Source organism: Streptomyces sp. NPDC025806, assembly GCF_055558275.1.
This window is the reverse complement of record NZ_JBVHMU010000001.1, coordinates 619,353-644,644: the sequence shown is the minus strand read 5'-3', so window position 1 is coordinate 644,644 and position 25,292 is coordinate 619,353. Positions and strand designations below refer to the sequence as shown.

The 25,292-nt window shown below is 70.9% G+C and carries 19 protein-coding genes; 6 read left to right on the top strand and 13 right to left on the bottom strand.

From position 1 onward, the window contains the following. Positions 1-51 precede the first annotated feature (51 nt). From ACZ4E1_RS02900 to uvrC, 9 genes are all read right to left on the bottom strand, one after another. Positions 52-387, bottom strand: a complete 336-nt coding sequence (locus tag ACZ4E1_RS02900; RefSeq protein WP_003976875.1) for an RNA polymerase-binding protein RbpA — start codon at positions 385-387, stop codon at positions 52-54. 230 nt (positions 388-617) lie between these two features. Next, positions 618-848 (bottom strand): preprotein translocase subunit SecG, encoded by a 231-nt coding sequence (gene secG / locus ACZ4E1_RS02895; RefSeq protein WP_018533286.1) that lies wholly within the window; start codon positions 846-848, stop codon positions 618-620. 124 nt (positions 849-972) lie between these two features. After that, positions 973-1,761, bottom strand: coding sequence for a triose-phosphate isomerase (gene tpiA / locus ACZ4E1_RS02890; protein WP_467535167.1), 789 nt, complete (start codon positions 1,759-1,761; stop codon positions 973-975). 6 nt (positions 1,762-1,767) lie between these two features. After that, on the bottom strand, positions 1,768-2,979 hold the full coding sequence (locus ACZ4E1_RS02885) for a phosphoglycerate kinase (RefSeq protein WP_467535165.1): 1,212 nt from the start codon (positions 2,977-2,979) through the stop codon (positions 1,768-1,770). Between the two features lie 129 nt (positions 2,980-3,108). Next, positions 3,109-4,116 carry a type I glyceraldehyde-3-phosphate dehydrogenase gene (gene gap / locus ACZ4E1_RS02880; protein WP_467535163.1) on the bottom strand — a complete coding sequence of 336 codons (1,008 nt, stop codon included), beginning with the start codon at positions 4,114-4,116 and terminating at the stop codon, positions 3,109-3,111. A 696-nt stretch (positions 4,117-4,812) separates the two neighbouring features. Further along, a complete protein-coding gene (whiA, locus tag ACZ4E1_RS02875) occupies positions 4,813-5,808 on the bottom strand; it encodes a DNA-binding protein WhiA (RefSeq protein WP_467535161.1) in 996 nt (331 codons plus the stop codon). Further along, entirely contained in the window at positions 5,799-6,836 is a 1,038-nt protein-coding gene (locus ACZ4E1_RS02870) for a gluconeogenesis factor YvcK family protein (protein ID WP_467535159.1), read from the bottom strand. The genes whiA and ACZ4E1_RS02870 overlap by 10 nt, the downstream gene beginning before the upstream one ends. Continuing rightward, positions 6,833-7,843, bottom strand: a complete 1,011-nt coding sequence (gene rapZ / locus ACZ4E1_RS02865; protein WP_467535157.1) for an RNase adapter RapZ — start codon at positions 7,841-7,843, stop codon at positions 6,833-6,835. Before rapZ ends, ACZ4E1_RS02870 begins: the two co-directional genes overlap by 4 nt. A gap of 35 nt (positions 7,844-7,878) precedes the next feature. Further along, positions 7,879-9,954: an excinuclease ABC subunit UvrC gene (gene uvrC / locus ACZ4E1_RS02860; protein ID WP_467535155.1), complete on the bottom strand. Its 2,076-nt coding sequence runs from the start codon at positions 9,952-9,954 to the stop codon at positions 7,879-7,881. Positions 9,955-10,041: 87 nt separating this feature from the next. On the opposite strand from uvrC, the gene ACZ4E1_RS02855 reads away from it, so the two are divergent. After that, a complete protein-coding gene (locus tag ACZ4E1_RS02855; protein WP_467535153.1) occupies positions 10,042-11,073 on the top strand; it encodes a LacI family DNA-binding transcriptional regulator in 1,032 nt (343 codons plus the stop codon). Positions 11,074-11,223: 150 nt separating this feature from the next. Here the strand turns inward: ACZ4E1_RS02855 and ACZ4E1_RS02850 are convergent, their stop codons facing one another. Further along, positions 11,224-12,819: a glycoside hydrolase family 32 protein gene (locus ACZ4E1_RS02850; RefSeq protein ID WP_467535426.1), complete on the bottom strand. Its 1,596-nt coding sequence runs from the start codon at positions 12,817-12,819 to the stop codon at positions 11,224-11,226. A 241-nt stretch (positions 12,820-13,060) separates the two neighbouring features. On the opposite strand from ACZ4E1_RS02850, the gene ACZ4E1_RS02845 reads away from it, so the two are divergent. Genes ACZ4E1_RS02845 through ACZ4E1_RS02835 form a run of 3 tightly spaced genes read left to right on the top strand, consistent with a single transcriptional unit; the run spans position 13,061 to position 16,325 of the window. Continuing rightward, complete coding sequence (locus tag ACZ4E1_RS02845) at positions 13,061-14,476, top strand: ABC transporter substrate-binding protein (RefSeq protein ID WP_467535151.1); 1,416 nt, start codon at positions 13,061-13,063, stop codon at positions 14,474-14,476. Then, a complete protein-coding gene (locus ACZ4E1_RS02840) occupies positions 14,473-15,402 on the top strand; it encodes a carbohydrate ABC transporter permease (RefSeq protein ID WP_467535149.1) in 930 nt (309 codons plus the stop codon). The genes ACZ4E1_RS02845 and ACZ4E1_RS02840 overlap by 4 nt, the downstream gene beginning before the upstream one ends. Positions 15,403-15,425: 23 nt before the next feature. Beyond that, complete coding sequence (locus tag ACZ4E1_RS02835) at positions 15,426-16,325, top strand: carbohydrate ABC transporter permease (RefSeq protein WP_467535147.1); 900 nt, start codon at positions 15,426-15,428, stop codon at positions 16,323-16,325. Positions 16,326-16,402: 77 nt separating this feature from the next. On the opposite strand, the gene ACZ4E1_RS02830 is transcribed toward ACZ4E1_RS02835, so the two are convergent. After that, entirely contained in the window at positions 16,403-16,834 is a 432-nt protein-coding gene (locus ACZ4E1_RS02830; RefSeq protein WP_467535145.1) for a Rieske (2Fe-2S) protein, read from the bottom strand. An 872-nt stretch (positions 16,835-17,706) separates the two neighbouring features. Next, positions 17,707-19,131: a glycoside hydrolase family 32 protein gene (locus ACZ4E1_RS02825; protein WP_467535143.1), complete on the bottom strand. Its 1,425-nt coding sequence runs from the start codon at positions 19,129-19,131 to the stop codon at positions 17,707-17,709. A 274-nt stretch (positions 19,132-19,405) separates the two neighbouring features. On the opposite strand from ACZ4E1_RS02825, the gene ACZ4E1_RS02820 reads away from it, so the two are divergent. Together ACZ4E1_RS02820 and ACZ4E1_RS02815 are read left to right on the top strand one after the other, a co-directional pair. Next, on the top strand, positions 19,406-20,791 hold the full coding sequence (locus ACZ4E1_RS02820; protein ID WP_467535142.1) for an oligosaccharide MFS transporter: 1,386 nt from the start codon (positions 19,406-19,408) through the stop codon (positions 20,789-20,791). 128 nt (positions 20,792-20,919) lie between these two features. Continuing rightward, positions 20,920-21,861, top strand: coding sequence for a carbohydrate kinase family protein (locus tag ACZ4E1_RS02815; protein WP_467535141.1), 942 nt, complete (start codon positions 20,920-20,922; stop codon positions 21,859-21,861). Between the two features lie 204 nt (positions 21,862-22,065). Here ACZ4E1_RS02815 and uvrA read toward each other — a convergent pair whose 3' ends face one another. Further along, the gene (gene uvrA / locus ACZ4E1_RS02810; protein ID WP_467535139.1) at positions 22,066-25,107 is read right to left on the bottom strand and encodes an excinuclease ABC subunit UvrA; all 3,042 of its coding nucleotides are present in this window, start codon (positions 25,105-25,107) and stop codon (positions 22,066-22,068) included. Between the last annotated feature and the right edge of the window lie 185 nt (positions 25,108-25,292).

Sequence of the window (25,292 nt, the reverse complement as noted above, 5' to 3'; positions counted from 1 at the left end):
CGGCATGCGAAGAGGCCGGGCACCCTGTCGGTACCCGGCCCGTACGGCTGGTCAGATCTCGCCCCGCAGTTTCGCGAGCGCCTCGGCGAGGATCGCCTCGCCGTCCGCGTCGCTGCGCCGCTCCCGGACGTACGCGAGGTGCGTCTTGTAGGGCTCGGTGCGCGGCGGGTCCGGCGGGTTGTCCCGGTCCTGTCCGGCCGGGAATCCGCACCGCGGACAGTCCCAGGTCTCCGGCACCTGCGCGTCGGAAGCGAAGCTCGGCTGCGTCTCGTGCCCGTTGGAGCACCAGAAGGAGATGCGCAGGCGTGGCGCGGACTCGCCGCGCTCGGCCTCGCCCATCGGCCCCGCCCCGACCCGACTTCCTCGGATCGCGTTGCCACTTGCCACGGTCGTAACTCCCTGCCTGATGGTGCCGCGAAGCGTGTCGGCTCGCTTCGCCGCGGAGCGCCTCAGTCTACGTAAGGCCCAACGCGCGTCCAGTGATTGGAGTTACATCCCCTCGCACAGACGCAATGCCCCATGATAGGCCGCGCCGTTGAGCGCGCACCCTACATGGGGCATTGCGTGAGGAATGTGAGATGCCGACCCGGTCGGGCCGAAGCCCGGGTGACCGAAGGTCAGTTGTTGATCTTCATCAGGATGCCGAGCACGACGATGCACGCGAACCAGAGCAGACCGATCACGATCGTGATCCGGTCCAGGTTCCGCTCGGCGACCGAGGAGCCGCCCACGGAGGACTGCATGCCGCCACCGAACATGTCGGAGAGACCGCCGCCCTTTCCCTTGTGCATCAGCACAAGGAGCATCAGCAGCAGGCTGAAGACGATCAGGGCGATCGAGAACCCCATAACCACAGCTGGACCAACTTCCTCGGACTTGTCAGGCGGACGGGGCCGGGTGGCAGCCACCCGGCCCCGCAAGGGTACGACGTAACGCCGCTAGCGCATACTCACCAGTCGCGCCGGGGCGCGATCACTGCTCGCGGAACCGGACGATCTTGACGAACTCGTCGGTGTCCAACGCGGCACCGCCCACGAGGGCACCGTCGATGTCCGGCTTCGCCATGATCTCCGCGACGTTACCGGACTTGACCGAGCCGCCGTACTGGATACGGATCTTGTCGGCCGCGTCCTGCGAGTACAGCTCGGCGAGCTTGGCACGGATCGCCGCGCAGACCTCCTGCGCGTCGTCGGCGCCGCAGACCTTGCCGGTGCCGATGGCCCACACGGGCTCGTAGGCGATGACGATGGTCTCGGCCTGCTCGGCGGGCAGGTCCTTGAGGCCGCCCTCGACCTGGGCGAGCGTGTGCGAGACGTGGTCGCCCGCCTCCCGCACGTCCAGCTCCTCGCCGACGCACAGGATCGGGGTCAGGCCGTGCTTGTAGGCGGCCTTCACCTTCGCGTTGACGATCTCGTCCGTCTCGGCGTGGTACTGCCGGCGCTCGGAGTGGCCGATCGCGACGTACGTGCACTTGAGCTTCGCGAGCATCGCGCCCGAGATCTCGCCGGTGTAGGCACCGGAGTCGTGCGCCGAGAGGTCCTGGGCACCGTACTTGATCTTGAGCTTGTCGCCGTCGACGAGCGTCTGCACGGAGCGCAGGTCGGTGAACGGCGGCAGGACGGCGACCTCGACGGCCTCGTAGTCCTTGTCGGCGAGCGCGAAGGCGAGCTTCTGGACGTGCGCGATGGCCTCGAGGTGGTTGAGGTTCATCTTCCAGTTGCCCGCCATCAGCGGCGTGCGGCCCTCTACGGGTGCAGTCATACGGGGTCAGTCCTCCAGTGCGGCGAGACCGGGAAGCGTCTTGCCCTCGAGGTACTCGAGGGAGGCGCCGCCGCCGGTCGAGATGTGGCCGAAAGCGTTCTCGTCGAAGCCCAGGGTACGGACGGCCGCGGCGGAGTCGCCGCCGCCCACCACGGTGAAGCCCGGGGAGTCGATGAGGGCCTGGGCGATCGCCTTGGTGCCCTCGGCGTAGTCGGGGTGCTCGAAGACGCCCATCGGGCCGTTCCAGAAGACGGTCTGGGCGTCCGCGAGCTTCGAGGCGTACAGCTTGCGCGTCTCGGGGCCGATGTCCAGGCCCTCCTCGTCGGCCGGGATGGCGTCCGCGGCGACGGTGGTGGGGTTGGCCGGGGTCTTTTCCTTGAGGTCGGGGAACTCGCCCGAGACCAGGACGTCCACCGGGAGCACGAGCTCCACGCCGTTCTTCTCGGCGCGCTCCATGTACTCGGTGACGGCCGGGATCTGGTCCTCCTGGAGGAGGGAGATGCCGACCTCGTAGCCCTTGGCCTTCAGGAAGGTGTACGCCATGCCGCCGCCGATGAGGAGACGGTCGGCCTTGCCGAGCAGCTGGTCGATGACGGCCAGCTTGTCGGAGACCTTGGCGCCGCCGAGCGCGACCACGTAGGGGCGCTGGACGTCGTCGGTGAGCTTCTTCAGGACGCCGACCTCGGTGGCGATGAGGTAGCCGGCGTAGTGGGGCAGCCGCTTCGGCAGGTCGTACACGGAGGCGTGCTTGCGGTGGACGGCACCGAAGCCGTCGCCCACGTAGACGTCGGCCAGGGCGGCGAGCTGGTCGGCGAACTCGCCGCGCTCGGTGTCGTCCTTGCTCGTCTCGCCCGCGTTGAACCGCAGGTTCTCGATGACGGCGACCTGGCCGGGCTCCAGCCCGTTGACCGCGTCGTGGGCGGCCGGGCCGACCGTGTCCTGGGCGAAGGCGACCGGCTTGCCGAGGAGCTCCGCAAGGCGCTCGGCGGCGGGCAGGAGCGAGAACTGCGGGTCCGGGGCACCCTTGGGGCGGCCCAGGTGCGAGGCGACGATCACCTTCGCGCCGGCGTCGGCGAGGGCCTTGACGGTGGGCAGGACGGCGCGGATGCGGCCGTCGTCGGTGATCAGGCCGTCGGCCAGCGGCACGTTGAGGTCGGCGCGGACGAACACCCGCTTCCCGTCGACCGATTCGGCGAGAAGTTCCTCAATGGTCTTCATGACTCGTTTCCTTGTGAGGGCTGAGGCTTGAGGCTGACGCGCGAAGGGTCCGGACGGTCGCGCGGCGTCGCGCGGGTCCGGACCCTTCGCTCACATCTGAGTGCCTTGCTGCTCTAGAACCTTAGAGGCTCAGAGCTGACTGCCGACGAAGACCGTCAGGTCGACGAGGCGGTTCGAGTAGCCCCACTCGTTGTCGTACCAGCCGATGATCTTGACCGTCTTCCCCTCGGCCATGGTCAGCAGGGAGTCGAAGGTGCAGGAGGCGGGCGTCGAGACGATGTCCGAGGACACGATCGGGTCGGCCGTGTAGTAGAGCTTGCCCTCGAGGGGGCCCTCCTGGGAGGCCTTCTCGAACGCGGCGTTGACCTCGTCCTTGGTGACCTCGCGGTCCAGCTCGACGACCAGGTCGGTGACCGAGCCGGTCGGGACCGGGACGCGCATGGCGAGACCGTCGAGCTTGCCCTTGAGCTGCGGGAGGACCAGGGCGGTCGCCTTGGCGGCACCGGTCGTGGTCGGGATGATGTTCTCCGCGGCGGCGCGGGCGCGGCGCAGGTCCTTGTGCGGGAAGTCCAGGATGCGCTGGTCGTTCGTGTACGCGTGGACGGTCGTCATCAGACCCTTGACGATGCCGAAGTTCTCGTCGAGGACCTTCGCCATCGGCGCCACACAGTTCGTGGTGCACGACGCGTTGGAGATGACGTCGTGCTTCGCCGGGTCGTACTTGTCCTCGTTGACGCCCATCACGATCGTGATGTCCTCGTCCTTGGCCGGGGCCGAGATGAGGACCTTCTTGGCGCCACCGGCCAGGTGCTTGGCGGCGTCCTCGCGCTTGGTGAAGATGCCGGTCGACTCGATGACGACGTCGACGCCCAGGTCGCCCCACGGGATGTCGGCGGGGTCGCGCTCCGACAGCACCTTGATGGTGTGCTCGCCGACGGTGATCGTGTCGGCCGTGTGGGACACGGGCTGCTTCAGCGTGCCGAGGATCGTGTCGTACTTGAGCAGGTGTGCGGTCGTCGCGGTGTCACCCAGGTCGTTGACAGCCACGATCTCGATGTCCGCACCCTGCTCGAGAAGTGCGCGGAAGTAATTGCGACCGATGCGGCCAAAGCCGTTGATGCCTACGCGGATCGTCACGAACCGATCTCCTCGTTGGTACGCCGGTTTTCGACGCCGGCGAGTTGTATGGGATGTCCCCGACCGCCTCCGACCCTACCTCCCATAAGCGATCTGAGTGACATCGAGCGCAGCTATAGCGGATACCGAGATACTTACTCACCAGTAACGTTCGAGTGGCGCTATTTCCGGGGATATTTTTCGGCCCCCGAGTCGCTAATTGAGCGCACACCCATTCCGATGAGCGCTTTTTCCAGCGGTGCGCCGTCGGCGCGGGCCGCCCGTAGACCGCCCGTGCGCCACACGGCCGTCCGGCGCATCACGGGTTGCGGATTTCACGGTTCCGGTGAAGCGGACGTGACACACAGGCGACGGACCGGAGTTCCTCGGGAACGGGATCGAGTACCGGAGGACCACGGACCGGGCCCCGCCAATTCGCCACCCCCGGGCACCCTTCCCCGAACTGGCCTTAAGGCGCCGCAAAGCGCCACTGAGGCCCCATGGGCCACTCTCATCACGCCGCTATTCCGTCGCATCTGAAGTAATCCCCGCTCACTTGCGCACCAAAGGGTGAACCGGCGATCGGCGCACACGTGACACCTCGCAAAGTTCGCAGACGCGAATCAGCGGGCGGGGCTCGGGAACGCGAAAGCCGGTGGCGGCGCCCTCGTGGGGCGCCGCCACCGGCTCGTGGAGCTTCGGGTCAGCGGGAGAGGCTCAGCCCGCCAGGTTGTCCGCCATGTCCATCTCCTCGGTCAGGTTCGACTCCGTACCCGGGATGCCGAGGTCCTGCGCGCGCTTGTCCGCCATGGCGAGCAGCCGGCGGATCCGGCCCGCGACCGCGTCCTTGGTGAGCGGCGGGTCGGCGAGCGCGCCCAGCTCCTCCAGGGAGGCCTGCTTGTGCTCCATGCGCAGCCGGCCGGCCGCCGCGAGGTGCTCGGGCACCTCGTCGGCGAGGATCTCCAGGGCGCGCTGCACGCGGGCCCCGGCGGCGACGGCGGCCCGGGCCGAACGGCGCAGGTTCGCGTCGTCGAAGTTCGCCAGCCTGTTCGCCGTGGCGCGGACCTCGCGGCGCATCCGCCGCTCCTCCCAGGCCAGCACCGACTCGTGGGCTCCCATACGGGTGAGCAGGGCGCCGATCGCGTCGCCGTCACGGACGACGACGCGGTCCACGCCGCGCACCTCACGGGCCTTCGCCGCGATGGACAGCCGGCGGGCGGCGCCGACCAGGGCCAGCGCGGCCTCCGGGCCCGGGCAGGTCACCTCGAGCGAGCTGGAACGGCCCGGCTCCGTCAGCGAGCCGTGCGCCAGGAACGCCCCGCGCCAGGCCGCCTCGGCGTCGCAGGTGGCCCCCGAGACCACCTGCGGCGGAAGACCGCGGATCGGGCGGCCTCGGCCGTCCACGAGCCCCGTCTGCCGGGCCAGCTGGTCGCCGCCCGCCACCACCCGCACGACGAAACGCGAGCCGCGGCGCAGCCCGCCGGGTGCCATCACAATCAATTCGGAACTGTGTCCGAAGATCTCGAGAATGTCGCGCTTGAGCCGCCGGGCGGCCATCGCGGTGTCCAGCTCCGCCTCGATCACGATGCGGCCGCTCACCAGGTGAAGGCCGCCGGCGAACCGCAGAATGGCCGACACCTCGGCCTTCCTGCAGCAGGTCCGGGTGACGGGGAGCCGGGCAATCTCGTCCTTCACCGCTGCCGTCATCGCCATGGGCCGATCCTTCCATGCATCCGAAAAATACGGTCGTACGCGGCGGCCAACAGCTCCGGATCGTGCCTCGGAGTTCCGTCGGGCCTGGCCACCGGCGCCAGCTCGACCGCGGCACCGAAGCGCTCCTTGGCGGCGTCGGTGAGGGACTCACGATCGGGCACGGCGGCCTCGTCGGCCAGCACCACGTCCAGGGCGAGTTTAGGGGCGTGTCGTCCCAAAACCTCCAAATGACGCTGCGGTGAGAACCCTTCGGTTTCTCCGGGCTGCGGCGCGAGGTTCAGCGAGAGGACCCGGCGGGCCTTCGTCTCGACCAGCGCGTCCAGCAGTTCCGGCACGAGCAGGTGCGGGATCACCGAGGAGAACCAGGACCCCGGGCCGAGCACCACCCAGTCCGCGTCGAGCACCGCGGCGACCGCCTCCGGGACGGCCGGCGGGTCGTGCGGCACCAGGTGCACGGACTGGACCTCGCCCGGCGTGAGCGCGACCGTGGCCTGTCCGCGGACGGTGTCGATGTCGTCCGGGCGGCCCGGGTCGTGCCCCTTGACCAGGGCCTGGAGCTCCAGCGGCACCGCGGACATGGGCAGCACGCGCCCCTGCGCGCCGAGGAGCTTGCCGACCAGGTCGAGGGCCTGCACATGGTCCCCGAGCTGCTCCCACAGGGCGACGATCAGGAGATTGCCGACCGCGTGCCCGTTCATCTCCCCCGGCGACTGGAAGCGGTGCTGGATGACGCGGGACCAGGTCTGGCCCCAGTCGTCGTCACCGCACAGGGCCGCGAGGGCCTTGCGCAGGTCGCCGGGCGGCAGCACGCCGAGCTCGTCGCGCAGGCGCCCGCTGGACCCGCCGTCGTCGGCGACCGTCACGACCGCCGTGAGGTCACCCGTGATGCGGCGCAGGGCGGCCAGCGACGCGGACAGACCCATGCCCCCGCCGAGGGCGACGACCTTGGGCGTCGCGCCCCTGCGGCGGGCCGGCGTCGTGCGTCTGCTGCGCAGCCGGCTGGTGAGCCGCAGCGTACGTCCCGTCATTCGCGGCCCATGTCCCGGTGGACGACCACGGTCTCCACACCCTGCGCGGCGAGGCGGGCGGCGAGCTTCTCCGAGGTGGCGACGGAGCGGTGCTTGCCACCGGTGCAGCCGACGGCGATGGTCACGTAGCGCTTGCCCTCGCGGCGGTAGCCCGCCGCGATCAGCTGGAGCAGCTCCGTGTAGCGGTCGAGGAACTCCTTGGCGCCGGGCTGCGAGAAGACGTAGTTCGACACCTCCTCGTTGAGGCCGGTGAAGGGGCGCAGCTCCGGGACCCAGTGCGGGTTCGGAAGGAAGCGCATGTCGACGACGAGGTCGGCGTCGACCGGCAGGCCGTACTTGAAGCCGAACGACATGACGGTGGCCCGCAGCTCGGGCTCCTCCTCGCCCGCGAACTGGGCGTCCATCTTGGCGCGCAGCTCGTGCACGTTCAGGCTGGAGGTGTCGATGACGAGGTCGGCGTCACCGCGCAGCTCGCGCAGCAGCTCGCGCTCGGCGGCGATGCCGTCGACGATGCGGCCGTCGCCCTGGAGCGGGTGCGGGCGGCGCACCGACTCGAAGCGGCGCACGAGGGCCTCGTCCGAGGACTCCAGGAAGACGATGCGCCGCGTGACGTTCTTGGACTCGAGGTCGGCGAGGGACTCGCGGAGGTTGTCGAAGAAGCGCCGGCCGCGGACGTCGACGACGACGGCGATCCGCGCGACGTTGCCCTGGGACCGGGCGCCGAGCTCCACCATGGTGGGGATCAGGGCCGGCGGCAGGTTGTCGACGACGAACCAGCCGAGGTCCTCCAGGCACTTCGCCGCCGTGGAGCGGCCCGCGCCGGACATTCCGGAGATGATGACCAGCTCGGGGATGGCGGCCTCGGGGACGCCGGGCGCCTCCACGTGGTGGGCCGCGCCGGGCGTGTCGGTACCGGAGGTGTCGGTCGCGGAGGTCTCGGTGGCGGGGTTCTCCGTACCGGGGGTGTCCGCCCCGGTCTTGTCGTCGCTGGCGCCTGGGGTGCTCATGTCCGCTCCGCGCTCGTTCTGTGGGTGGTGCTCGCTCATGGTTCCTGCCCCCGTCGTTCTTCCGAGGTTCCCGCGGTGACGGGACCCTCGCCGATCGGCGCGTCCGTCGCGCCGGCCGGTGTGTGCTCTTCGTCTTCCAGGATCTCTCCGGTGGCCGTGTTCACCGCGGGTGCCGCCGGTGCCGCTTGCGCGAAGGCCGCGAGGATCGTCTCGGCCGTCTTGCGGCCTATGCCCGGGACCTCGCAGATCTGGTCGATTGTGGCGGACCGTAGCCGCTTCACCGAACCGAAGTGCTTGATCAGTGCCTGCTTGCGCGCGTCGCCGAGTCCCGGCACGTCGTCCAGGGGGCCCGCCTTGAACCGCTTGGCCCGCTTGCTGCGCTGGTAGGTGATCGCGAAGCGGTGCGCCTCGTCACGGACGCGCTGCAGCAGGTACAGGCCCTCGCTGGTGCGGGGCAGGACCACCGGGTCGTCCTCCCCGGGCACCCAGACCTCTTCGAGGCGCTTGGCGAGGCCGCACACCGCGATGTCGTCGATGCCCAGCTCGTCCAGGGCCCGCTGGGCCGCCGCGACCTGCGGCTGACCGCCGTCCACGACGACGAGCTGCGGCGGGTAGGCGAACCTCTTCGGCCGGCCGTCGTCCTCCGTGAGCCGGGACTCGACCGGGCCCTCGCCGTCGTCCAGCTCGGTGTCGGACCACTCGCCGGACTTCTCCTGGGCGGCCAGGTAGCGCTTGAAGCGCCGGGTGATGACCTCGTGCATGGAGCGGACGTCGTCCTGCCCCTCGAAGCCCTTGATCTGGAAGCGGCGGTATTCGCTCTTGCGTGCGAGGCCGTCCTCGAAGACGACCATGGACGCGACGACGTCGTCTCCCTGGAGGTGCGAGATGTCGTAGCACTCGATGCGCAGCGGGGCGCTGTCCAGGTCGAGGGCCTCGGCGATCTCCTCCAGGGCGCGCGAGCGCGTGGTGAGGTCGGAGGCGCGCTTCGTCTTGTGGAGGGCCAGCGCCTGCAGAGCGTTGCGGTGCACGGTCTCCATGAGCGCCTTCTTGTCGCCGCGCTGCGGGATGCGCAGGGACACGCCGGATCCGCGGCGCTCGGTGAGCCAGGTCTGGATGGGCTCCAGAGGGTCGGGCAGCGCCGGGACGAGCACCTCCTTGGGGACCGCGTCCCCGCTCTCCTCCCCGTAGAGCTGCTGGAGCGCGTGCTCCACGAGGTCGCCGCTGGTGACGGCCTCCACCTTGTCGGTGACCCAGCCGCGCTGGCCGCGCACGCGTCCGCCGCGTACGTGGAAGATCTGGACGGCCGCCTCCAGCTCGTCCTCGGCCAGGGCGATGAGGTCGGCGTCGGTGGCGTCGGCGAGGACGACGGCGCTCTTCTCCATGGCCTTGCGGAGCGCCTCGATGTCGTCGCGCAGGCGGGCCGCCCGCTCGTACTCCATCTCCTCCGCGGCCGCCGTCATGTCCTTCTCCAGGCGGCGGAGGTACGTGCCGGTGCGGCCGGCCATGAAGTCGCAGAACTCCTCGGCCAGTTCGCGGTGCTCGTCCGGGCTGACACGGCCGACGCAGGGGGCGGAGCACTTGCCGATGTAGCCGAGCAGGCAGGGGCGTCCGGTGCGGGCCGCGTTCCTGAACACGCCCGCGGAGCAGGTGCGGACGGGGAAGACGCGCAGGAGGAGGTCGACCGTGTCGCGGATGGCCCAGGCGTGGCCGTAGGGGCCGAAGTAGCGGACGCCCTTCTTCTTCTGGCCGCGCATCACCTGGACGCGGGGGAACTCCTCGTTCATCGTCACGGCGAGGTACGGGTAGCTCTTGTCGTCGCGGTACTTGACGTTGAACCGGGGGTCGTACTCCTTGATCCAGGAGTACTCCAGCTGGAGCGCCTCGACCTCCGTGGACACCACCGTCCACTCCACGGACGCGGCCGTGGTGACCATCGTGCGGGTGCGCGGGTGCAGGTTCGCCAGGTCCTGGAAGTAGCTCGCCAGGCGCTGGCGCAGGCTCTTCGCCTTTCCGACGTAGATCACCCTGCGGTGCTCGTCGCGGAACCTGTACACCCCTGGGGAGTCGGGAATCTGTCCCGGCTGGGGGCGGTAGCTGGAGGGGTCGGCCATGTCAGACACCCTACTGTCGGGCACGGACATCACCGGGGCAGACTAGGGAGCGCCCCGTGATCCCCGCCGCTGAAGGAGAACCCCCGCGTGAAGCGTCCGACCGCCCGTGACGTGGCGGAGCTGGCCGGTGTGTCCCGTGCCGCCGTGTCCTTCGTCTTCAGCGGACGCGCCCAGGGCAACCTGTCGGCCGAGACGCAGCGTCGCATCCGTGCGGCCGCCGACGAGCTCGGCTACCGGCCCGACGAGGTGGCGCGGTCGCTCCGCGGACGGCGTACCGGGGTGATCGGGATGCTCAGCGACGAGATCGCCACCAGCCCGTTCGCCGGCCGGATGGTGCTGGGCGCGATGGAGGCGGCACGCGCGCGTGGGCATCAGATTCTGCTCCTGGAGTCGCGCCGGGACCCGGCCGCGGAGGCCGAGGCGATCGCCGAGCTGCGGGCCCGCCGGGTCGACGGTCTGGTGTACGCCTCGATGGAGCTGCGCACGACGGACGTGCCGGCGGGGGTCGATCCGGCACGGACGGTGCTCGCCAACTGCCTGCCGCGCGAGGCGGGTTCGTACGCGGCCGTGGTGGCCGACGAACGGGCGGGCGGGCGCCGCGCGGTGGACGCGCTGATCGCTGCGGGGCACCGTGACATCGCGCTGCTGGGCGGGGCGGTGGGCAACATCGCGGCGGAGGATCGCGCACGTGGTTTCACCGACGGGCTGGGCGCGGCCGGCCTGGAGGTGCGCGAGGCGTGGATGCTGCGGGCCGGCTGGCAGATCGACGAGGGCTACGCGGCGGCGCTGCGAGTGCTCGGGGAGCGGGAGCGGCCCACGGGGGTCGTGTGCGCGAACGACCGGGTGGCGGCCGGGGTGCTGCTGGCGGCGGCCCGGCTGGGCATCGCGGTCCCGGAGGCGCTGTCGGTGGTGGGCTACGACGACCAGGACCACATGGCGGACCGGCTCGTCCCGGCGCTCACCACGGTCGCCCTCCCCCATCACGCGATGGGGGCGGCGGCGGTGGACGCGCTGCTCGACGCGGTCGAGCGGGACGAGCCGGTGGCCGCGGGCGACGTGGTGCGGCTGCCGTGCCCCCTGGTCGAGCGGGCGTCGGTGGCGAAGCCCGGCGGAGCCTGAGCCGGCTCCGGACCGCCCCCTCGGCTGCCGAGAGGCACGTCATACGTGACACGGGGCGACCGGCGATCAGCGGCTCGGTCCGTCATACGTACAACGGCGCTCGTCGAGCCGGGCGCCCGGCACCCGGGTGGCCGGGCCGGGGCCCGGGTGTCACCCGAGGTCGTACGTGATGACCCTCAGGTCCTCGAAGACGGCCGGGCCGCCGGAGGCGTAGAGCGCGATGCGGTCGTCGCCGGGCAGCGGGAAGGCCTGGTGGGTGTGGACGTGCCGGCCGTCGCCGACGAACAGTTCGACCGTGGTGCGGTCGACGAAGACGCGCACGTCGAGGGAGCCGGCGGCGGCGTCGACGGGGGTGTGGGTCTCGGCGGGGCCGCCCGGGGTGATGGTGCCGCCGCGATTGACGTAGGCGAAGCCGCCGGCGACGTACACGCCGACGTCGATGTGGCGCAGCCCGCCGGGCGCCTTGCGGAGCTGGAAGCCGAGGTTCTCGGTCGTGCCGGGTGTCCAGCGGAGCCGGGCGCGGATCTCGTAGGCGGGGCCGGTGACGTCGAGAGTCTTGCTGCCGTCGACCCTGACATCGCCGAGCTTCTTCGTGCCGGTGGCGTAGCGGTCGAGGGCGGGGGCGGGCTTTGAGGCCAGGTGGTAGGTGCCGTCGTCCGCGCGTTCCAGGGTGAGTTCGCGGGTGAGGGAGTCGGTGCCGTTGAAGCCGTCCGCGACGAGGGTCGGGGTGTTGTGCGGGTAGGTCCAGTTGTTGGTCCAGGCGAAGGCGTACCGGGCGGCGGGGTCGACGGTGCCGTCGGCGGCGCGCTTCTCGCAGGTGACGGCGGCGTAGAAGTCGGGTCCGTGGTCGAGCCACTGCGGTTCGGTGGCGTCGGGGCTGAAGGTGGCGCCGTCGAAGTCGCCGGTCCAGTAGGCGTACGTGGCGGGCAGGCCGCGCTGCGTGCCGTTGGCGGAGGCGGCGAGGATCCAGTGGGTGGTTCCGTCCGCGGCCCGGATCTCGAACAGGTCCGGGCATTCCAGGGTGCCGAGGTCGTCGCGGGTGAAGCCGCTGCGGTACGTCCATGAGCGCAGGTCGGCGGAGGTGTACAGGCCGATCTTGTGCCCTTCGGCGAGGGCCGCGACCCAGCGTCCGCGGGCCTCGTCCCAGAGCACCTTGGGGTCGCGGAAGTCCTTGCCGCCGGGGTTGGGGAGCACCGGGTCGACGCTGTGGGAGGTGAAGGTGCGGCCGTGGTCGGTGGAGTACCAGAGGTACTGGGCCTGGGAGGCGGTGCCCGCGTCGGGCTCCATGGTGATCAGGGCGATGACGGCGCCCGCGCCGTACCCGGCGGTGTTCTTCTCGTCGACGACCGCGCTGCCCGACCAGACGTCACCGGCGGGGATGGCGTCCTTGGGGACGGCGACCCCCTCGTCCCGGTACCGGACGAGGTCGGTGCTGGTGGCGAGCCGCCAGGCGGTGCCCTCGGATCCGGTGAGGTAGTCGGCGTTGTAGAGGTAGTAGTACAGGTACTGGCCGTTCACCCAGATCGGGCGCTGCGGATCGTTCTTCCAGTTGTCGGGAACGGTGAAGTGGTAGTCGGCGCGGAAGCTGCCGAGGCCGGCCGCTTTCGGTGCCGCGGCGGCGGGCCGGGACGGCAGCGCGGCGGCGGCGAGGGCGGTGGAGCCGGCGGACAGCAGCGCGGCGCGCCGGCTCAGCGAGCGCGCGGCGCCGGTGTTCCCGGCCGCGCCTTTCCCGTTTCTCGCGGGCATGTCCTGCGCGGGCACGTCTCGTGCGGGCATGGCGGACCGACCTTTCGTCCAAGGGCGTGTTCGAGCGGAGAGGCAGAGGGAGGGGAGGGGGAGGACGGGCGCAACCCTAACTCGTGATAGGTCTTGCCGCGCAAGGGTCTTCGGGCATTTCGAAGAAGCCCGCGCAGCCCTCTTGACGGCGCCGTCGACGCCCTTCCATCATCCGGAGGCCAGCCAACTATCACGAGTTAGGCCTCTCGGTATGACCCGCAGTCAACTCCCGCCGAGCCGTCGCACCCTGTTGCGCGCCGGTGGCTGGTCCCTGGCCGCCGGCGGTCTCGCCGCCACGGCGGCGAGCTGGGACCGGCTGACCGCCGCCGACATACCCGGGCGCGACGGTTCGATGCTCACCGTCGCGGTCCTCGGCGCGGCGATCGACCCGACCATGCAGAAGGTGCTGGCCGACGGCTTCCAGAAGCTGCACCCGGACATCCCGGTGCGGCTGCTGGCCGTCCAGGCCAAGGACTGGAACGACTTCTTCGCCAAAATCCTCACGCAGATCGCCGCGGGCCGGGCGCCCGACGTGGTGTACGTCGCGACCGAGGGCGTCCAGCTGTTCGCCGACCGCCTCGGCGTCCCGCTCGACGCGCGCGTGAAACGGGACGCCGCCGCACTCAAGGAGTACTTCGCCGACGTCCACCCGTCGCTCGTCGAATCGATGATGTACGAGGGCTCGCTGTACCAGCTGCCCGTCGAGTTCAACGCCGCGGACATGTATCTGAGCACCACCGTCCTCCGGCGCACCGGTGTCGAACTCCCGCCGGACGACTGGGACCGCGACGACTTCACACGGCTGCTGCGCGCCATGAAGCGCAAGGGCGGGGCGCAGTTCACGCCGTTCTACTGGACCAACCGCCTGTGGGGCGGGGTCGTCCCCTGGCTGTTCGTCAACGACACCAACATCCTGCGCGAGTCCAGGGCTCCGGGCGGGGAATGGCTGTGGAACTCCTTCTACGACGCGCGGCAGCGCGCGGGCCGCGGCGGGGGCTTCCGCTGGACGACGCCGACCGCCACGGCCGACCGCACCGTCGAGACGTACGAGTATCTCGCCGGTCTCGTCCGAGACGGACTCTGCTCACGGCCCGAGGGCGGCAGCGGCACGAACCTTGTCGGCGCCTTCTCCACCGGCCGGGTCGGCGCAACGCCCGCCGGCGGCTTCTGGGCGGGCGGACTGCACCAGGCGGGCGTGGCGCGCGACGCGTACGACGCCACCTACTTCCCTCGCTGGCGGACGCAGCGCCACCAGTTCGGCGGGGCGGGCTACGCGATCCTGCGCACCTCCCGGCGCCAGGACGAGGCCTGGGAGTTCGTGAAGTACTCGACCCGCAAGGACGTCATGGCCTCGCTGTTCGCTGCGAACACGACAACTCCGGCGCGCCGTTCCCTGCTCACCGCGCGGCGGTACGCGCGGACGGGCCCCGCCCACTGGGACGTCTTCTACGACACCTTCGACCGCTTCCCCACGACCGGCCCGATCCCCGCGCCGCCGCAGGTGGCCGCCGTGGAACTCGCCCTGACCAAGCACACCGCCACCGCTCTCGACTCGCCGCGCAAGGTCGCGCCGGCGCTGCGGGCGATGCAGGCGGACCTGGAGCGCGCCATGGAGCGTGGAATATGAGAAGCCGTACGAGGGGCCGCGCCGCGGACAGGGGCGCGAGGGACCGTGGGTCGCAGCGGCGGCAGCAGTGGACCGCCTGGCTGTTCCTGGCGCCGACCGTGATCGGCGTCGTCGTGTTCACCGTGGTGCCGATCGCGGGCTCTGTCGCGCTGTCGTTCTTCCGGTGGAACGTGATCGACCCGGCGCGCTACACCGGCCTGGACAACTACCGCGCCCTGGCGACCGATTCCTCGGTCCGTGCCTCGTTCGGCAACACCCTGCTGTTCATGGTGTTCGCCGTCTCGCTGCAACTGCTCATCGCGCTCGTGCTGGCGCTGGCCCTGCAGGGCAGGATGCCGAACTGGGTGCGGCAGGCGCTGCGTTCCGCGTTCTTCTTCCCGCTCGTGCTGAGTGCGGCCTCGGTGTCCGTGGTGATGAAGTACCTGTTCAACCAGGACTTCGGGGTCGTGAACTGGCTGCTCGGACAGGCCGGCGCGTCGCCCGTGCCCTGGCTGACGGACGAGACGTGGGCGCTGGCCGCCGTGGTCCTCGTCTACGTGTGGCAGCAGTTCGGCTTCTCGTTCCTCCTGTTCGTCGGCGGACTGGCGAACATCCCGAAGGAGCTCCACGAGGCCGCCGCCGTCGACGGCGCGACCGGACTGCGCAAGCATCTGCGGATCACGCTGCCGCTACTCTCCCCCACCTTCCTGGTGGCCTCCGTGGTCGGTGTGATCAACGCGCTGCAGGTCTTCGAGCAGCCGTACGTGCTCACGGACGGCGGGCCGGGCGACTCGACCCGGACGGTGGTGATGGTCCTCTACCAGACCGCCTTCGAGGAGCTCCGATTCGGCGAGGCCTCGGCGATCGGCGTCGTCCTGTTCGCCCTGATTCTCGTCGTCACGGCGCTGCAGTTCCGGCTCAGCCGCCGCTTCGTGCACTACCAGTGACTGGTTGGAGAGGTCGATCCGCGATGACCGCAGTTCCGTACACCGACAAGACGCGGCGCCCCGCGGGCGGCGGCGCCACCGCGCGCCTGGGCTCGCTCACCACCCGCCGCCTGGGCGTCCTCGGGCGCGTCGCCGGGCTCGCGCTCGTGGCGCTGCTGACCATCGGGCCCGTGGTGTGGACGGTGTCCACGTCCCTGCGCACGCCCGCCGAGTCCTTCGATCTGCCTCCGCGGATCATCCCGGCGCACGGCACGCTCGATGCCTACCGAGGTGTCTTCCAGCAGCTCGACGTCTGGCTGATCGTGCTGAACTCGGCGCTCGTGACGGGCCTGATCGCGGTCGGGCAGATGGTCTCGGCGGCGCTCGCCGGGTACGCCTTCGCCCGTCTCGACTTCCGCTTCAAGAAGCCCCTGTTCGGTCTGGTCCTCGCCACGATGATGGTGCCGGTCCAGATCACCGTCGTGCCGGTGTTCCTGATCCTCAAGGGGATGGGGCTGACGGACACGCTGCTCGGCCTGATCGTGCCGGCCGTTCCGACCGCCTTCGGCACGTTCCTGATGCGCCAGTACTTCCTGACGATGCCCAAGGAGCTCGGCGAGGCGGCGATGATCGACGGGGCCGGGCCCTGGCGGGTCTTCCGGACCGTGTACGCGCCCCTGGCCAGACCGGGTCTGGCGATCGTCGGCGTACTCGCCTTCAACTATCACTGGAACGAGTTCTTCCGGCCGCTGATCCTGGAGACCAGCAACGAGAACTTCACGATGCCGCTCGGCCTCGTCTCGCTCCAGGGCAACCTCGGCACCGGGTCGATCTCGGTGGTGCTCGCCGGGGTCGTGCTGTCGATGATCCCCGCGGTCGCCGTGTTCGTCATCGGTCAGCGCCCGCTCCGCGAGGGGATCACGTCCTCCGGCCTGAAGGGCTGAGGCCGCGCTGAAGGCTGAGGTCAAGGGCTGCGGGGGTCGGGGCCTCGGGCTGGGGCTCAGGGGGTTGAGGCCGAGGGTCAGGGCGAGACGATGAGCTTGCCGCCCTCGGCCTTCGCCTTGAGCTCGGTGAGCGGCACGGTCGCCGGCGCGTGCAGCACCTCGCCGGTGGTGGCGTCGAACTTGCTGCCGTGGCAGTTGCACGTCAGCTCCGTGCCCTTCAGCATCCGGATCGGGCACCCCGCGTGCGTGCAGACGGTGCTGAACGCCTTGTAGGTCCCGTCCTCGGCCCGGCTCACCACCACGTTCTCGTCGTTGTAGAGCTTCGCCCCGCCCTTGGGGACGTCCTCGGCACTGCCGAGGTCGACGGGCGCGGTGGGGGCAGCCGCCGCGCCGCCGTCCTCCGGGGAGCACGCGGTCAGCCCGAGCCCGACCGTCCCCGCTACGGCCACCCCGCGCAGAGCGGTACGGCGGGACAGGCGTGCGCTGCGGGACAGGGGCGTGCCGGGCATCTGGGCTCCACGGTCGGTGACGGTGCGATCGAGACGCACCCCACCGCCCGGCCGACCTGGCCGCCCTTTCAGGCTCCACGTACCGACGGGAACGGGGGGTACGGATGTGACGATACCGGCGGCGAACGGAACACCCGACGGGCCCCCGGGTGACCTGCGCGACATGCCTGCGGGGCGGGGCGGCGGGGCCATTGCGGCGGGCTCGGCGCCGAGCTGGCCGGCAGGGCGGCTGGGATATCGCGCGGAACAGGGGCCCGGAGCCCTGCGGCCCAGCACGCAGAACAGGGCGGCGGATCGGCTGCGGCCCCGCAGCACAGGGCAGGACGACCTCCGGGGTAGCTGCCGCCCGGAACGGAACAGGTCTAGCGGGGTCCAGGTCGACGGGGTCCGGGCCAGCGGGATCCGGGGCGGAGAGTCCCGGGCCAATGGGGTCCGGGCCAGCGGGCTCCGGCCGGCAGGGGCCGGGCCGATGAGGCCGACTGACGAGCGGCACGGAAGGAACCTCCGAGTGGGGGCACTCCGCGCGGTTGCCCTTCGCCTCGCTGCACGCCCCCCCGGACATCCACTCCGGGATCTGCCTCAGACCGGCCAGAAACGTCCCCGGTCAACGCCCGTCCGCGCGTCCACCGGGCTGAACCCCCACACAACGCAACGGCCCCGGCCTGCCGAACCCGAGGGCCCCGCCCCGCTCGATGCCGCCGGTAACCGCGCCACGCCGCCCCCAGCGCCCCCGACACCCACCACGCCAACTCCCTCAGCCCCGCCGGGAGCACACCCGGTCAACGCCCATCCGAGCCTCCCCTGACCTGAGCCCCTGACGTACACAGGACCGAGCGGCCCCGCCCCTTTCGAGCGGGAGCCCCCTCCCCTACTCACACCCCCTCCGCGACCGCCTCCCACGCGGACACCGAGGCGCTCCCCGCGCCCTGCACCACGTCCACCGACAGCGGGCCGGCCGGAGCGGGGTACACCTTTTCCGTCAGCACCACCCGGTCGTCCCAGAACGCCTCGATCAGCGGCCCGTCCACGAACACCCGCAGCCGTCCGCCCGTACCGCCCGACGCCGCCGCCACCACCGAGGAGGCGCGGGGGTACGGGTGCGTGCCCGAGGCCGGCGTCGCCGAACGGTCCAGCGTGAGGGAGCCCCGGGTCGGGTTGACCCGCAGCTCGGCCCCGGTCCCCAGCCGGATCGCGAGCTCGGTGTCGGGCTGCGTGACAGCGAGGTCGACCTGCACCTCGTACGCCGCCGGCAGCTCCTCCCCCACCGCGACGGCCCGCCCGCGCAGCCCCGCCAGCTCCCGCGCGGGCGCCACCCGCAGCGCGCCGTCCGGATGGGCGCCGACCTCTCTCGGATACGTGAGGCATCCGGCCCAGCCCGCCGCGACGGACTCGGCCTCGGTCCGCGACTCCCAACTCCAGCCCCACACAAGGGTTCTGTCGTTCTCGACGAGCGCGGTGGGCGCGTAGCAGTCCCGGCCGTGGTCGAACAGGCCTCCCGCAGCGGGCTCGAACCGCAGCCCGCTCCCACCCTCCCCCTCGGCTCTCAGCTCACCGGTCAGGTACGCCGTCGCGTAGGTGATGTCGTCGATCCACAGGGAGAGCAGCAGCACCCAGCGCCCGTCGCCGGTCGGCAGCAGCGCCGGACACTCCCAGGCTGTCGCGGGCGCAGCGTGCCGTGCGGCTACAGGGTCGGCCGCGTCGAGCAGCGAACCGGCGTACGTCCACCGCGTCAGCGAGTCCACGCGGTAGAGGAGCACGTCGGGCCGCCCGCCCCGGTGCCCCGCGCCGACGACCGCCCAGCGCCGGCCCTCGTGCGTGAAGAGGTACGGGTCGCGGAACGCGATGAGGTCGAGGCCGGGCGGCGGGCCGGGGACGACCGGTTCCGGTTCGGCCTTGAACGAGCCGATCGTCGGGTCCGTGGCCCGGGCCAGCATCACGGAGCCGATGCCGTCGCGGCGGTTCATGCCGGTGTAGACGGCGGTCGGGACGCCGTCGTCCACGACCGCGCACCCGGACCAGGCGCCGAGCGCGTCGGGCGTGCCCGGCGTGGGGGCCAGCGCGACACCGTGATCCGCCCAGCGCACGAGGTCCGGGCTGGAGGCGTGCCCCCAGTGGATGTCGCCCCAGACCGCCTCGTGCGGGTTGTGCTGGAAGAACAGGTGGTAGCGGCCGTCGTGGAAGAGCGGGCCGTTGGGGTCGTTGCACCAGCGGCCGGCGGCGGGCCGCACGTGCAGACGCGGAACGTCGCGGTCGACGGCGACGGCGGGCGGGTACGGACGAGTGGCCCGGTCGGACATGCGCCTTCTCCTTGCTTCTGCTGACTCCTGCCGACTCCACCGAGTTCCGGCGAGGTCTTGATTTCGCGAACCTAACACGTGATAGTTATGCCGCCCTAGCACGTGACAGGAAAGGCGCCGGGGACTTCCGATCACCGCCCGCCGGAACACCGGGAACCACCCGGAACACCGCCACCCACCCCCGGTCGCAGTCCGCGGCCGTACCGGGACTCCAGGCGGAGCCATTCGTTCCGGCATCATGAACGGGCGCCACAGGCGCGAGGGAGCGCAGCACATGACCGACCAGACCACCGGGCAGGACCAGGGCCCGACCACAGGGCAGCACGGCGCCCGCGCGGCCGGCACCGGCCCGAGCCGCCGCCGGCTGAACTTCACGCTCGTCAGCGCGGCCCTGTTCATGTTCTTCGTGACCTGGTCGCTGTCCTGGTCACTCTTCTCCATCTGGCTGACCCAGGACATCGGCCTCTCAGCCGGCCGCAGCTCCCTCGTGATCAGCGCCAACGCCATCGGCTGCCTGATCACCATGCCGGTCTACGGCTACCTCCAGGACAAGCTCGGCCTGCGCAAGAACCTCCTGTACTGGGTCTCCGGCCTGATGCTCCTCGTGGGCCCCATGTACATCTACGTGTACGGGCCGCTGCTGAAGACCCAGTTCGCCCTCGGCCTGCTGGTCGGAGCCGCCTACCTCGCCATGGCGTTCGCCGTCGCCGTCGCCACACTGGAGAGCTACACGGAGCGCCTCGGCCGCTTCCACGGCTTCGAGTTCGGGCGCGCCCGCATGTTCGGCTCGCTGGGCTGGGCCGCCGCGACGTTCTTCGCGGGCCGGCTGTTCAACATCGATCCCCGTCTGAACTTCTGGGCCGCCTCCGTCTCGGCCGCCGTGTTCCTCGTCCTGATCGTCTCGATCCGGGTGACCGACGGGCGCCGCTCGGCCGCCGTGGAGGCCGCCGCCTCCTCCGTGTCGATGACCGACGTGCGGTCCCTGCTGCGCTACCCGGCCTTCTGGGGGCTGCTGCTCTTCGTGATCGCCGTGACCGCGACGTACAACACGTACGACCAGATGTTCCCCTCGTACTTCGCCTCGCTGTTCTCGACGGCCGGTGAGGGCAACCGGATGTACAGCGACCTCAACTCCGTGCAGGTCTTCCTCGAAGCCGGCGGCATGGCGCTCGCCCCCTTCCTCGTGAACCGGCTCGGCCCCAAGAAGTCCCTGCTGCTCTCCGGCTGCATCATGGCCGCCCGCATCGGCCTGTCCGGTCTCGTCACCGACCCGGCCGCCATCTCCGCGGTCAAGCTGATGCACGCCGCCGAGCTGCCGATCATGCTCATCGCGATCTTCAAGTACATCAACCTCCACTTCGAGTCGCGCCTGTCCTCGTCGATCTACCTGGTCGGCTTCCAGCTCGCCGCGCAGCTGGGCGCGGCCGTGATCTCGCCCCTGGCGGGCATCGGCTACGACTCCATCGGGTTCGCCCGCACCTATCTGCTGCTGGCCGGGGTCGTCGCCCTGTTCACCGCCCTCTCGGTGCTCACCCTGCGGCCCGACGCGAAAGCGCTCTCCGAGAGCGCGCTGCCCGATCCGGCCCTCGCCGCACCCGCCGCCCGCGAGAATCCGCCGGTACCGGGCAAGAGCGAGGCCCCGCTCCCCGCGAAGCTCTAGCCTGCCCACGGGTGGCACCCGCCCGTACCCCGCGGTGCCACCCGCCCCGCCCGACCTCCACACCGCCTCACCACGCCGCGCCACCGCGCGGCACCCCGCCCCACCCCGAACCACTGGGAGGAACCACCGTGATCGTCGTCGCCGGAGAGGCCCTGATCGACCTCGTCCCGCAGGGGCCGGACACCGGTACCGGGCCGGTCGGGGAACGGGGCCGGCTCCCCGATCTCGCTCCGCGCCTGGGCGGCGGCCCCTACAACACGGCGGTGGCGCTGGGCCGGCTCGGATCTCCTGTCGCCTTCTGTTCCCGCGTGTCCCGTGACGCGTTCGGCGAGGCCCTTCTCGGCGGACTGGGGGAAGCCGGGGTGGACGTCTCCCCCGTACAGCGGGGCGACGAGCCGACGACGCTGGCCGTCGCCTCCATCGACACCGACGGCTCCGCCGGGTACTCCTTCTACGTGGAGGGCACCGCCGACCGGCTGTTCGCGATGCCGGACGCCCTGCCCGCGGGGACGCGCGCGGTGTCGTTCGGCACCTGCTCGCTCGTGCTGGAGCCCGGCGCCACCGCGTACGAGGAGCTGATGCGGTCCGCCGCAGCCTCGGGGGTCTTCACGGCGCTCGACCCCAACATCCGGGCCGGTCTGATCCCCGACCCGGACGCCTACCGGGCCCGGTTCAAGAGCTGGCTGCCCTCGACGGCCCTGCTGAAGCTGTCCGAGGAGGACGCCCGGTGGCTGGGCGGCACCCCTCAGGAATGGCTGGCGGCGGGCCCGTCGGCCGTGGTCGTCACCAGGGGCGGCGAAGGCCTGACCGCCTTCACCCGGGACGGCGGCACCCACACCGTGCCGGGCGAGCGGGTGGACGTCGTGGACACCATCGGTGCGGGTGACACCGTCAACGCGGCGCTGCTGTACGGGCTTTCGGCGCTGGACGCCCTCTCCCCCGCCGCACTGGGGCAGTTGAGCGGTGACGACTGGGTCCGGCTGCTGCGCTTCGCCGCCCGCGCCGCGGCGATCACGTGCTCCCGGGCGGGGGCGGAGCCGCCGTACGCCGCCGAGGTCGGCTCCCTGTAGCCGCCCGTTGCCCGCACGCCCGCGCCCCTTTCCCCTCTCCTCCGCGCCCTCTCTCCCCCTCTCCCTCACTCTGCTGTTGTCAACGTGCGTCCGACGTCGGCCGGTTGATCAGTGAACGCACGGCGCCCCGCGGGGAGTTCCCGCGGGGCGCCACAATTTTCACGGAGCGTGACGATCTCGCCACGCATCCGCACTCTGTGTCATTCAGGCCTTGCGCGTCCGGCTCGTCGCCTTCTTCGCGGCGGCCTTGGTCGTCTTGGCCGCCTTGGCCGTCTTGGCCGGCTTGGCGGCGGTGGCCGTCTTCGCCGTCGCGGTCTTCTTCGCCGGAGTCTTGGCCGCCGCAGCCACGGCCTTCTTGGCCGTCTTGCGGGTCCGCGCCGCCGGCACCACCGCGTCACCGACCCGGTCGGCGCCCAGCACGTCCTGGAGGAACTTGCCGGTGTGGCTGGTCGGGACGGCCGCGACCTGCTCCGGGGTGCCCTCGGCAACGACCAGACCGCCGCCGTTGCCCCCCTCCGGGCCCATGTCGACGATCCAGTCGGCCGTCTTGATCACGTCGAGGTTGTGCTCGATCACGATGACCGAGTTGCCCTTGTCCACGAGGCCCGACAGGACCGTGATCAGCTTGCTGATGTCCTCGAAGTGCAGACCCGTGGTCGGCTCGTCGAGCACGTAGACCGTGCGGCCCGTGGAACGCTTCTGCAGCTCGCTCGCGAGCTTCACGCGCTGGGCCTCACCACCGGAGAGGGTCGGCGCGGACTGCCCGAGACGGACGTAGCCGAGGCCCACGTCGTTGAGCGTCTTCAGGTGACGGGCGATCGCCGGGACCGCCTCGAAGAAGCCGAGGGCCTCCTCGATCGGCATGTCCAGGACCTCGGCGATGGACTTGCCCTTGTAGTGGACCTCCAGGGTCTCGCGGTTGTACCGCGCGCCGTGGCAGACCTCGCACGGGACGTAGACGTCCGGGAGGAAGTTCATCTCGATCTTGATCGTGCCGTCGCCCGAGCAGTTCTCGCAGCGGCCGCCCTTGACGTTGAAGGAGAAGCGTCCGGGCAGATAGCCGCGCACCTTCGCCTCGGTGGTCTCGGCGAACAGCTTGCGGACGTGATCGAAGACGCCCGTGTACGTCGCCGGGTTGGACCGCGGGGTGCGGCCGATGGGCGACTGGTCGACGTGCACGACCTTGTCGACCAGGTCGTCGCCCTCGACCCGCGTGTGGCGGCCGGGGACGGACCGCGCGCCGTTGAGCTCGCGGGCCAGGTGCGTGTACAGGATGTCGTTGACCAGCGTCGACTTGCCGGAGCCGGAGACTCCGGTGACCGCCGTGAGGACGCCCAGCGGGAAGGACACGTCGATGTCCCGCAGGTTGTTCTCCTTGGCGCCGTGGACGGTCAGGCGGCGCGACGGGTCGACCGGCCGGCGGATGTCGGGAACCGGGATGGACCTCTTGCCCGACAGGTACTGGCCGGTCATCGATTCCGCGTTGCCCAGCAGCTCCTTCAAGGGGCCGCTGTGCACGACCTTGCCGCCGTGCTCGCCCGCGCCGGGGCCGATGTCGACGACCCAGTCGGCGACCTTGATCGTGTCCTCGTCGTGCTCGACCACGATGAGCGTGTTGCCCATGTCGCGCAGGCGGACGAGGGTCTCGATCAGCCGGTGGTTGTCCCGCTGGTGCAGGCCGATGGACGGCTCGTCGAGCACGTAGAGGACACCCACGAGGCCGGAGCCGATCTGCGTGGCGAGCCGGATGCGCTGGGCCTCGCCACCGGAGAGGGTGCCCGCCGCGCGGTTGAGCGACAGGTAGTCGAGGCCGACGTCGACGAGGAAGCGGAGCCGCTCGTTGACCTCCTTCAGGACGCGCTCGGCGATCTTCTTGTCGCGCGCGTTCAGCGTCAGCTGGGCCAGGAAGTCGGCGCAGTCGCTGATCGACATCGCCGAGACCTCGGCGATGGACTTCCCCATGACCGTGACGGCCAGGACGATCGGCTTCAGGCGCGTGCCCTCACAGGTGGGGCAGGGCACCTCGCGCATGTAGCCCTCGAAACGCTCGCGGCTCGAGTCCGACTCGGCCTCGCTGTGGCGGCGCTTCACGAAGGGGACGGCGCCTTCGAAGGGCGTCGTGTAGACCCGCTCGCGCCCGTACCGGTTGCGGTAGCGGACCTCGATCTGGGTCTTGTGGCCGTACAGGAGCGCCTTCCTGGCGCGCTGGGGCAGCCCGGCGAAGGGGATGTCCGTACGGAAGCCGAGGGCGTCCGCGAGTGCCCCGATGAGGCGGCCGAAGTAGTCCTTGGTGTGGCCGTGCGACCAGGGGTGGATGGCGCCTTCGTCCAGCGACTTGTCCTCGTCGGGGACGATCAGCTCCGGGTCCACCTCCATGCGCGTGCCGATGCCCGTGCAGTCGGGGCAGGCGCCGAAGGGCGAGTTGAACGAGAAGGAGCGGGGTTCGAGCTCCTCGAAGGACAGGTCGTCGTGCGGGCAGTACAGGTGCTCCGAGTACATGCGCTCGCGCTCCGGGTCGTCCTCGGGGAGGTCGACGAAGTCGAGCACGACCATGCCGCCGGACAGGCCGAGGGCGGTCTCCACGGAGTCGGTGAGGCGGCGCTTGGCGGATTCCTTCACCGTGAGGCGGTCGACGACCACCTCGATGGTGTGCTTCTCCTGCTTCTTCAGCGTGGGCGGCTCGGAGAGCTGGATCGTCGTGCCGTCCACGCGCGCGCGGGCGTAACCCTTGGTCTGCAGGTCGGCGAAGAGGTCGACGAACTCGCCCTTGCGCTCGCGCACGAGCGGCGACAGGACCTGGAAGCGGCTGCCCTCGGGCAGCTCGAGGACCTTGTCCACGATGGCCTGCGGCGACTGGCGGGCGATCGGGCGGCCGCACTGCGGACAGTGCGGCTTGCCGATGCGCGCGAAGAGCAGGCGCAGGTAGTCGTAGACCTCGGTGATGGTGCCGACCGTGGACCGCGGGTTGCGCGACGTGGACTTCTGGTCGATCGAGACGGCCGGCGAGAGGCCCTCGATGAAGTCGACGTCGGGCTTGTCCATCTGGCCGAGGAACTGGCGGGCGTACGAGGACAGCGACTCGACGTACCGGCGCTGGCCCTCGGCGAAGATCGTGTCGAAGGCGAGCGAGGACTTGCCCGAGCCGGACAGACCGGTGAAGACGATGAGGGAGTCGCGCGGAAGGTCGAGCGAGACGTTCCGGAGATTGTGCTCGCGGGCACCACGGACGATGAGACGGTCGGCCACGCCGGTCCGCACCTTTCTTGAGTGAAGTGACAGGGGCGGAGCCCCCGTCCCCCGAGGTCGGGCGTCCCGGGGCGGGCCGCGTCGCGAAGGACGCGGGAGGCCCGGGAGGACTGCCCTTACGAAGACTAGAGGGAGCCACTGACAACGCCGGTGGGATTCCCTGTCGGTAACAAACCCGGACCTTC

Bases quoted from the DNA above. Each gene is read 5' to 3' on its own strand.
- tpiA (WP_467535167.1), bottom strand. From the start codon at position 1,761: ATGACTGCACCCGTAGAGGGCCGCACGCCGCTGATGGCGGGCAACTGG.
- ACZ4E1_RS02835 (WP_467535147.1), top strand. From the start codon at position 15,426: ATGACCGCAGTTCCGTACACCGACAAGACGCGGCGCCCCGCGGGCGGC.
- ACZ4E1_RS02840 (WP_467535149.1), top strand. From the start codon at position 14,473: ATGAGAAGCCGTACGAGGGGCCGCGCCGCGGACAGGGGCGCGAGGGAC.
- ACZ4E1_RS02830 (WP_467535145.1), bottom strand. From the start codon at position 16,834: ATGCCCGGCACGCCCCTGTCCCGCAGCGCACGCCTGTCCCGCCGTACC.
- whiA (WP_467535161.1), bottom strand. From the start codon at position 5,808: ATGGCGATGACGGCAGCGGTGAAGGACGAGATTGCCCGGCTCCCCGTC.
- ACZ4E1_RS02885 (WP_467535165.1), bottom strand. From the start codon at position 2,979: ATGAAGACCATTGAGGAACTTCTCGCCGAATCGGTCGACGGGAAGCGG.
- ACZ4E1_RS02820 (WP_467535142.1), top strand. From the start codon at position 19,406: ATGACCGACCAGACCACCGGGCAGGACCAGGGCCCGACCACAGGGCAG.
- ACZ4E1_RS02845 (WP_467535151.1), top strand. From the start codon at position 13,061: ATGACCCGCAGTCAACTCCCGCCGAGCCGTCGCACCCTGTTGCGCGCC.
- rapZ (WP_467535157.1), bottom strand. From the start codon at position 7,843: ATGAGCACCCCAGGCGCCAGCGACGACAAGACCGGGGCGGACACCCCC.
- ACZ4E1_RS02825 (WP_467535143.1), bottom strand. From the start codon at position 19,131: ATGTCCGACCGGGCCACTCGTCCGTACCCGCCCGCCGTCGCCGTCGAC.
- ACZ4E1_RS02870 (WP_467535159.1), bottom strand. From the start codon at position 6,836: ATGACGGGACGTACGCTGCGGCTCACCAGCCGGCTGCGCAGCAGACGC.
- secG (WP_018533286.1), bottom strand. From the start codon at position 848: ATGGGGTTCTCGATCGCCCTGATCGTCTTCAGCCTGCTGCTGATGCTC.
- ACZ4E1_RS02850 (WP_467535426.1), bottom strand. From the start codon at position 12,819: ATGCCCGCGAGAAACGGGAAAGGCGCGGCCGGGAACACCGGCGCCGCG.
- uvrC (WP_467535155.1), bottom strand. From the start codon at position 9,954: ATGGCCGACCCCTCCAGCTACCGCCCCCAGCCGGGACAGATTCCCGAC.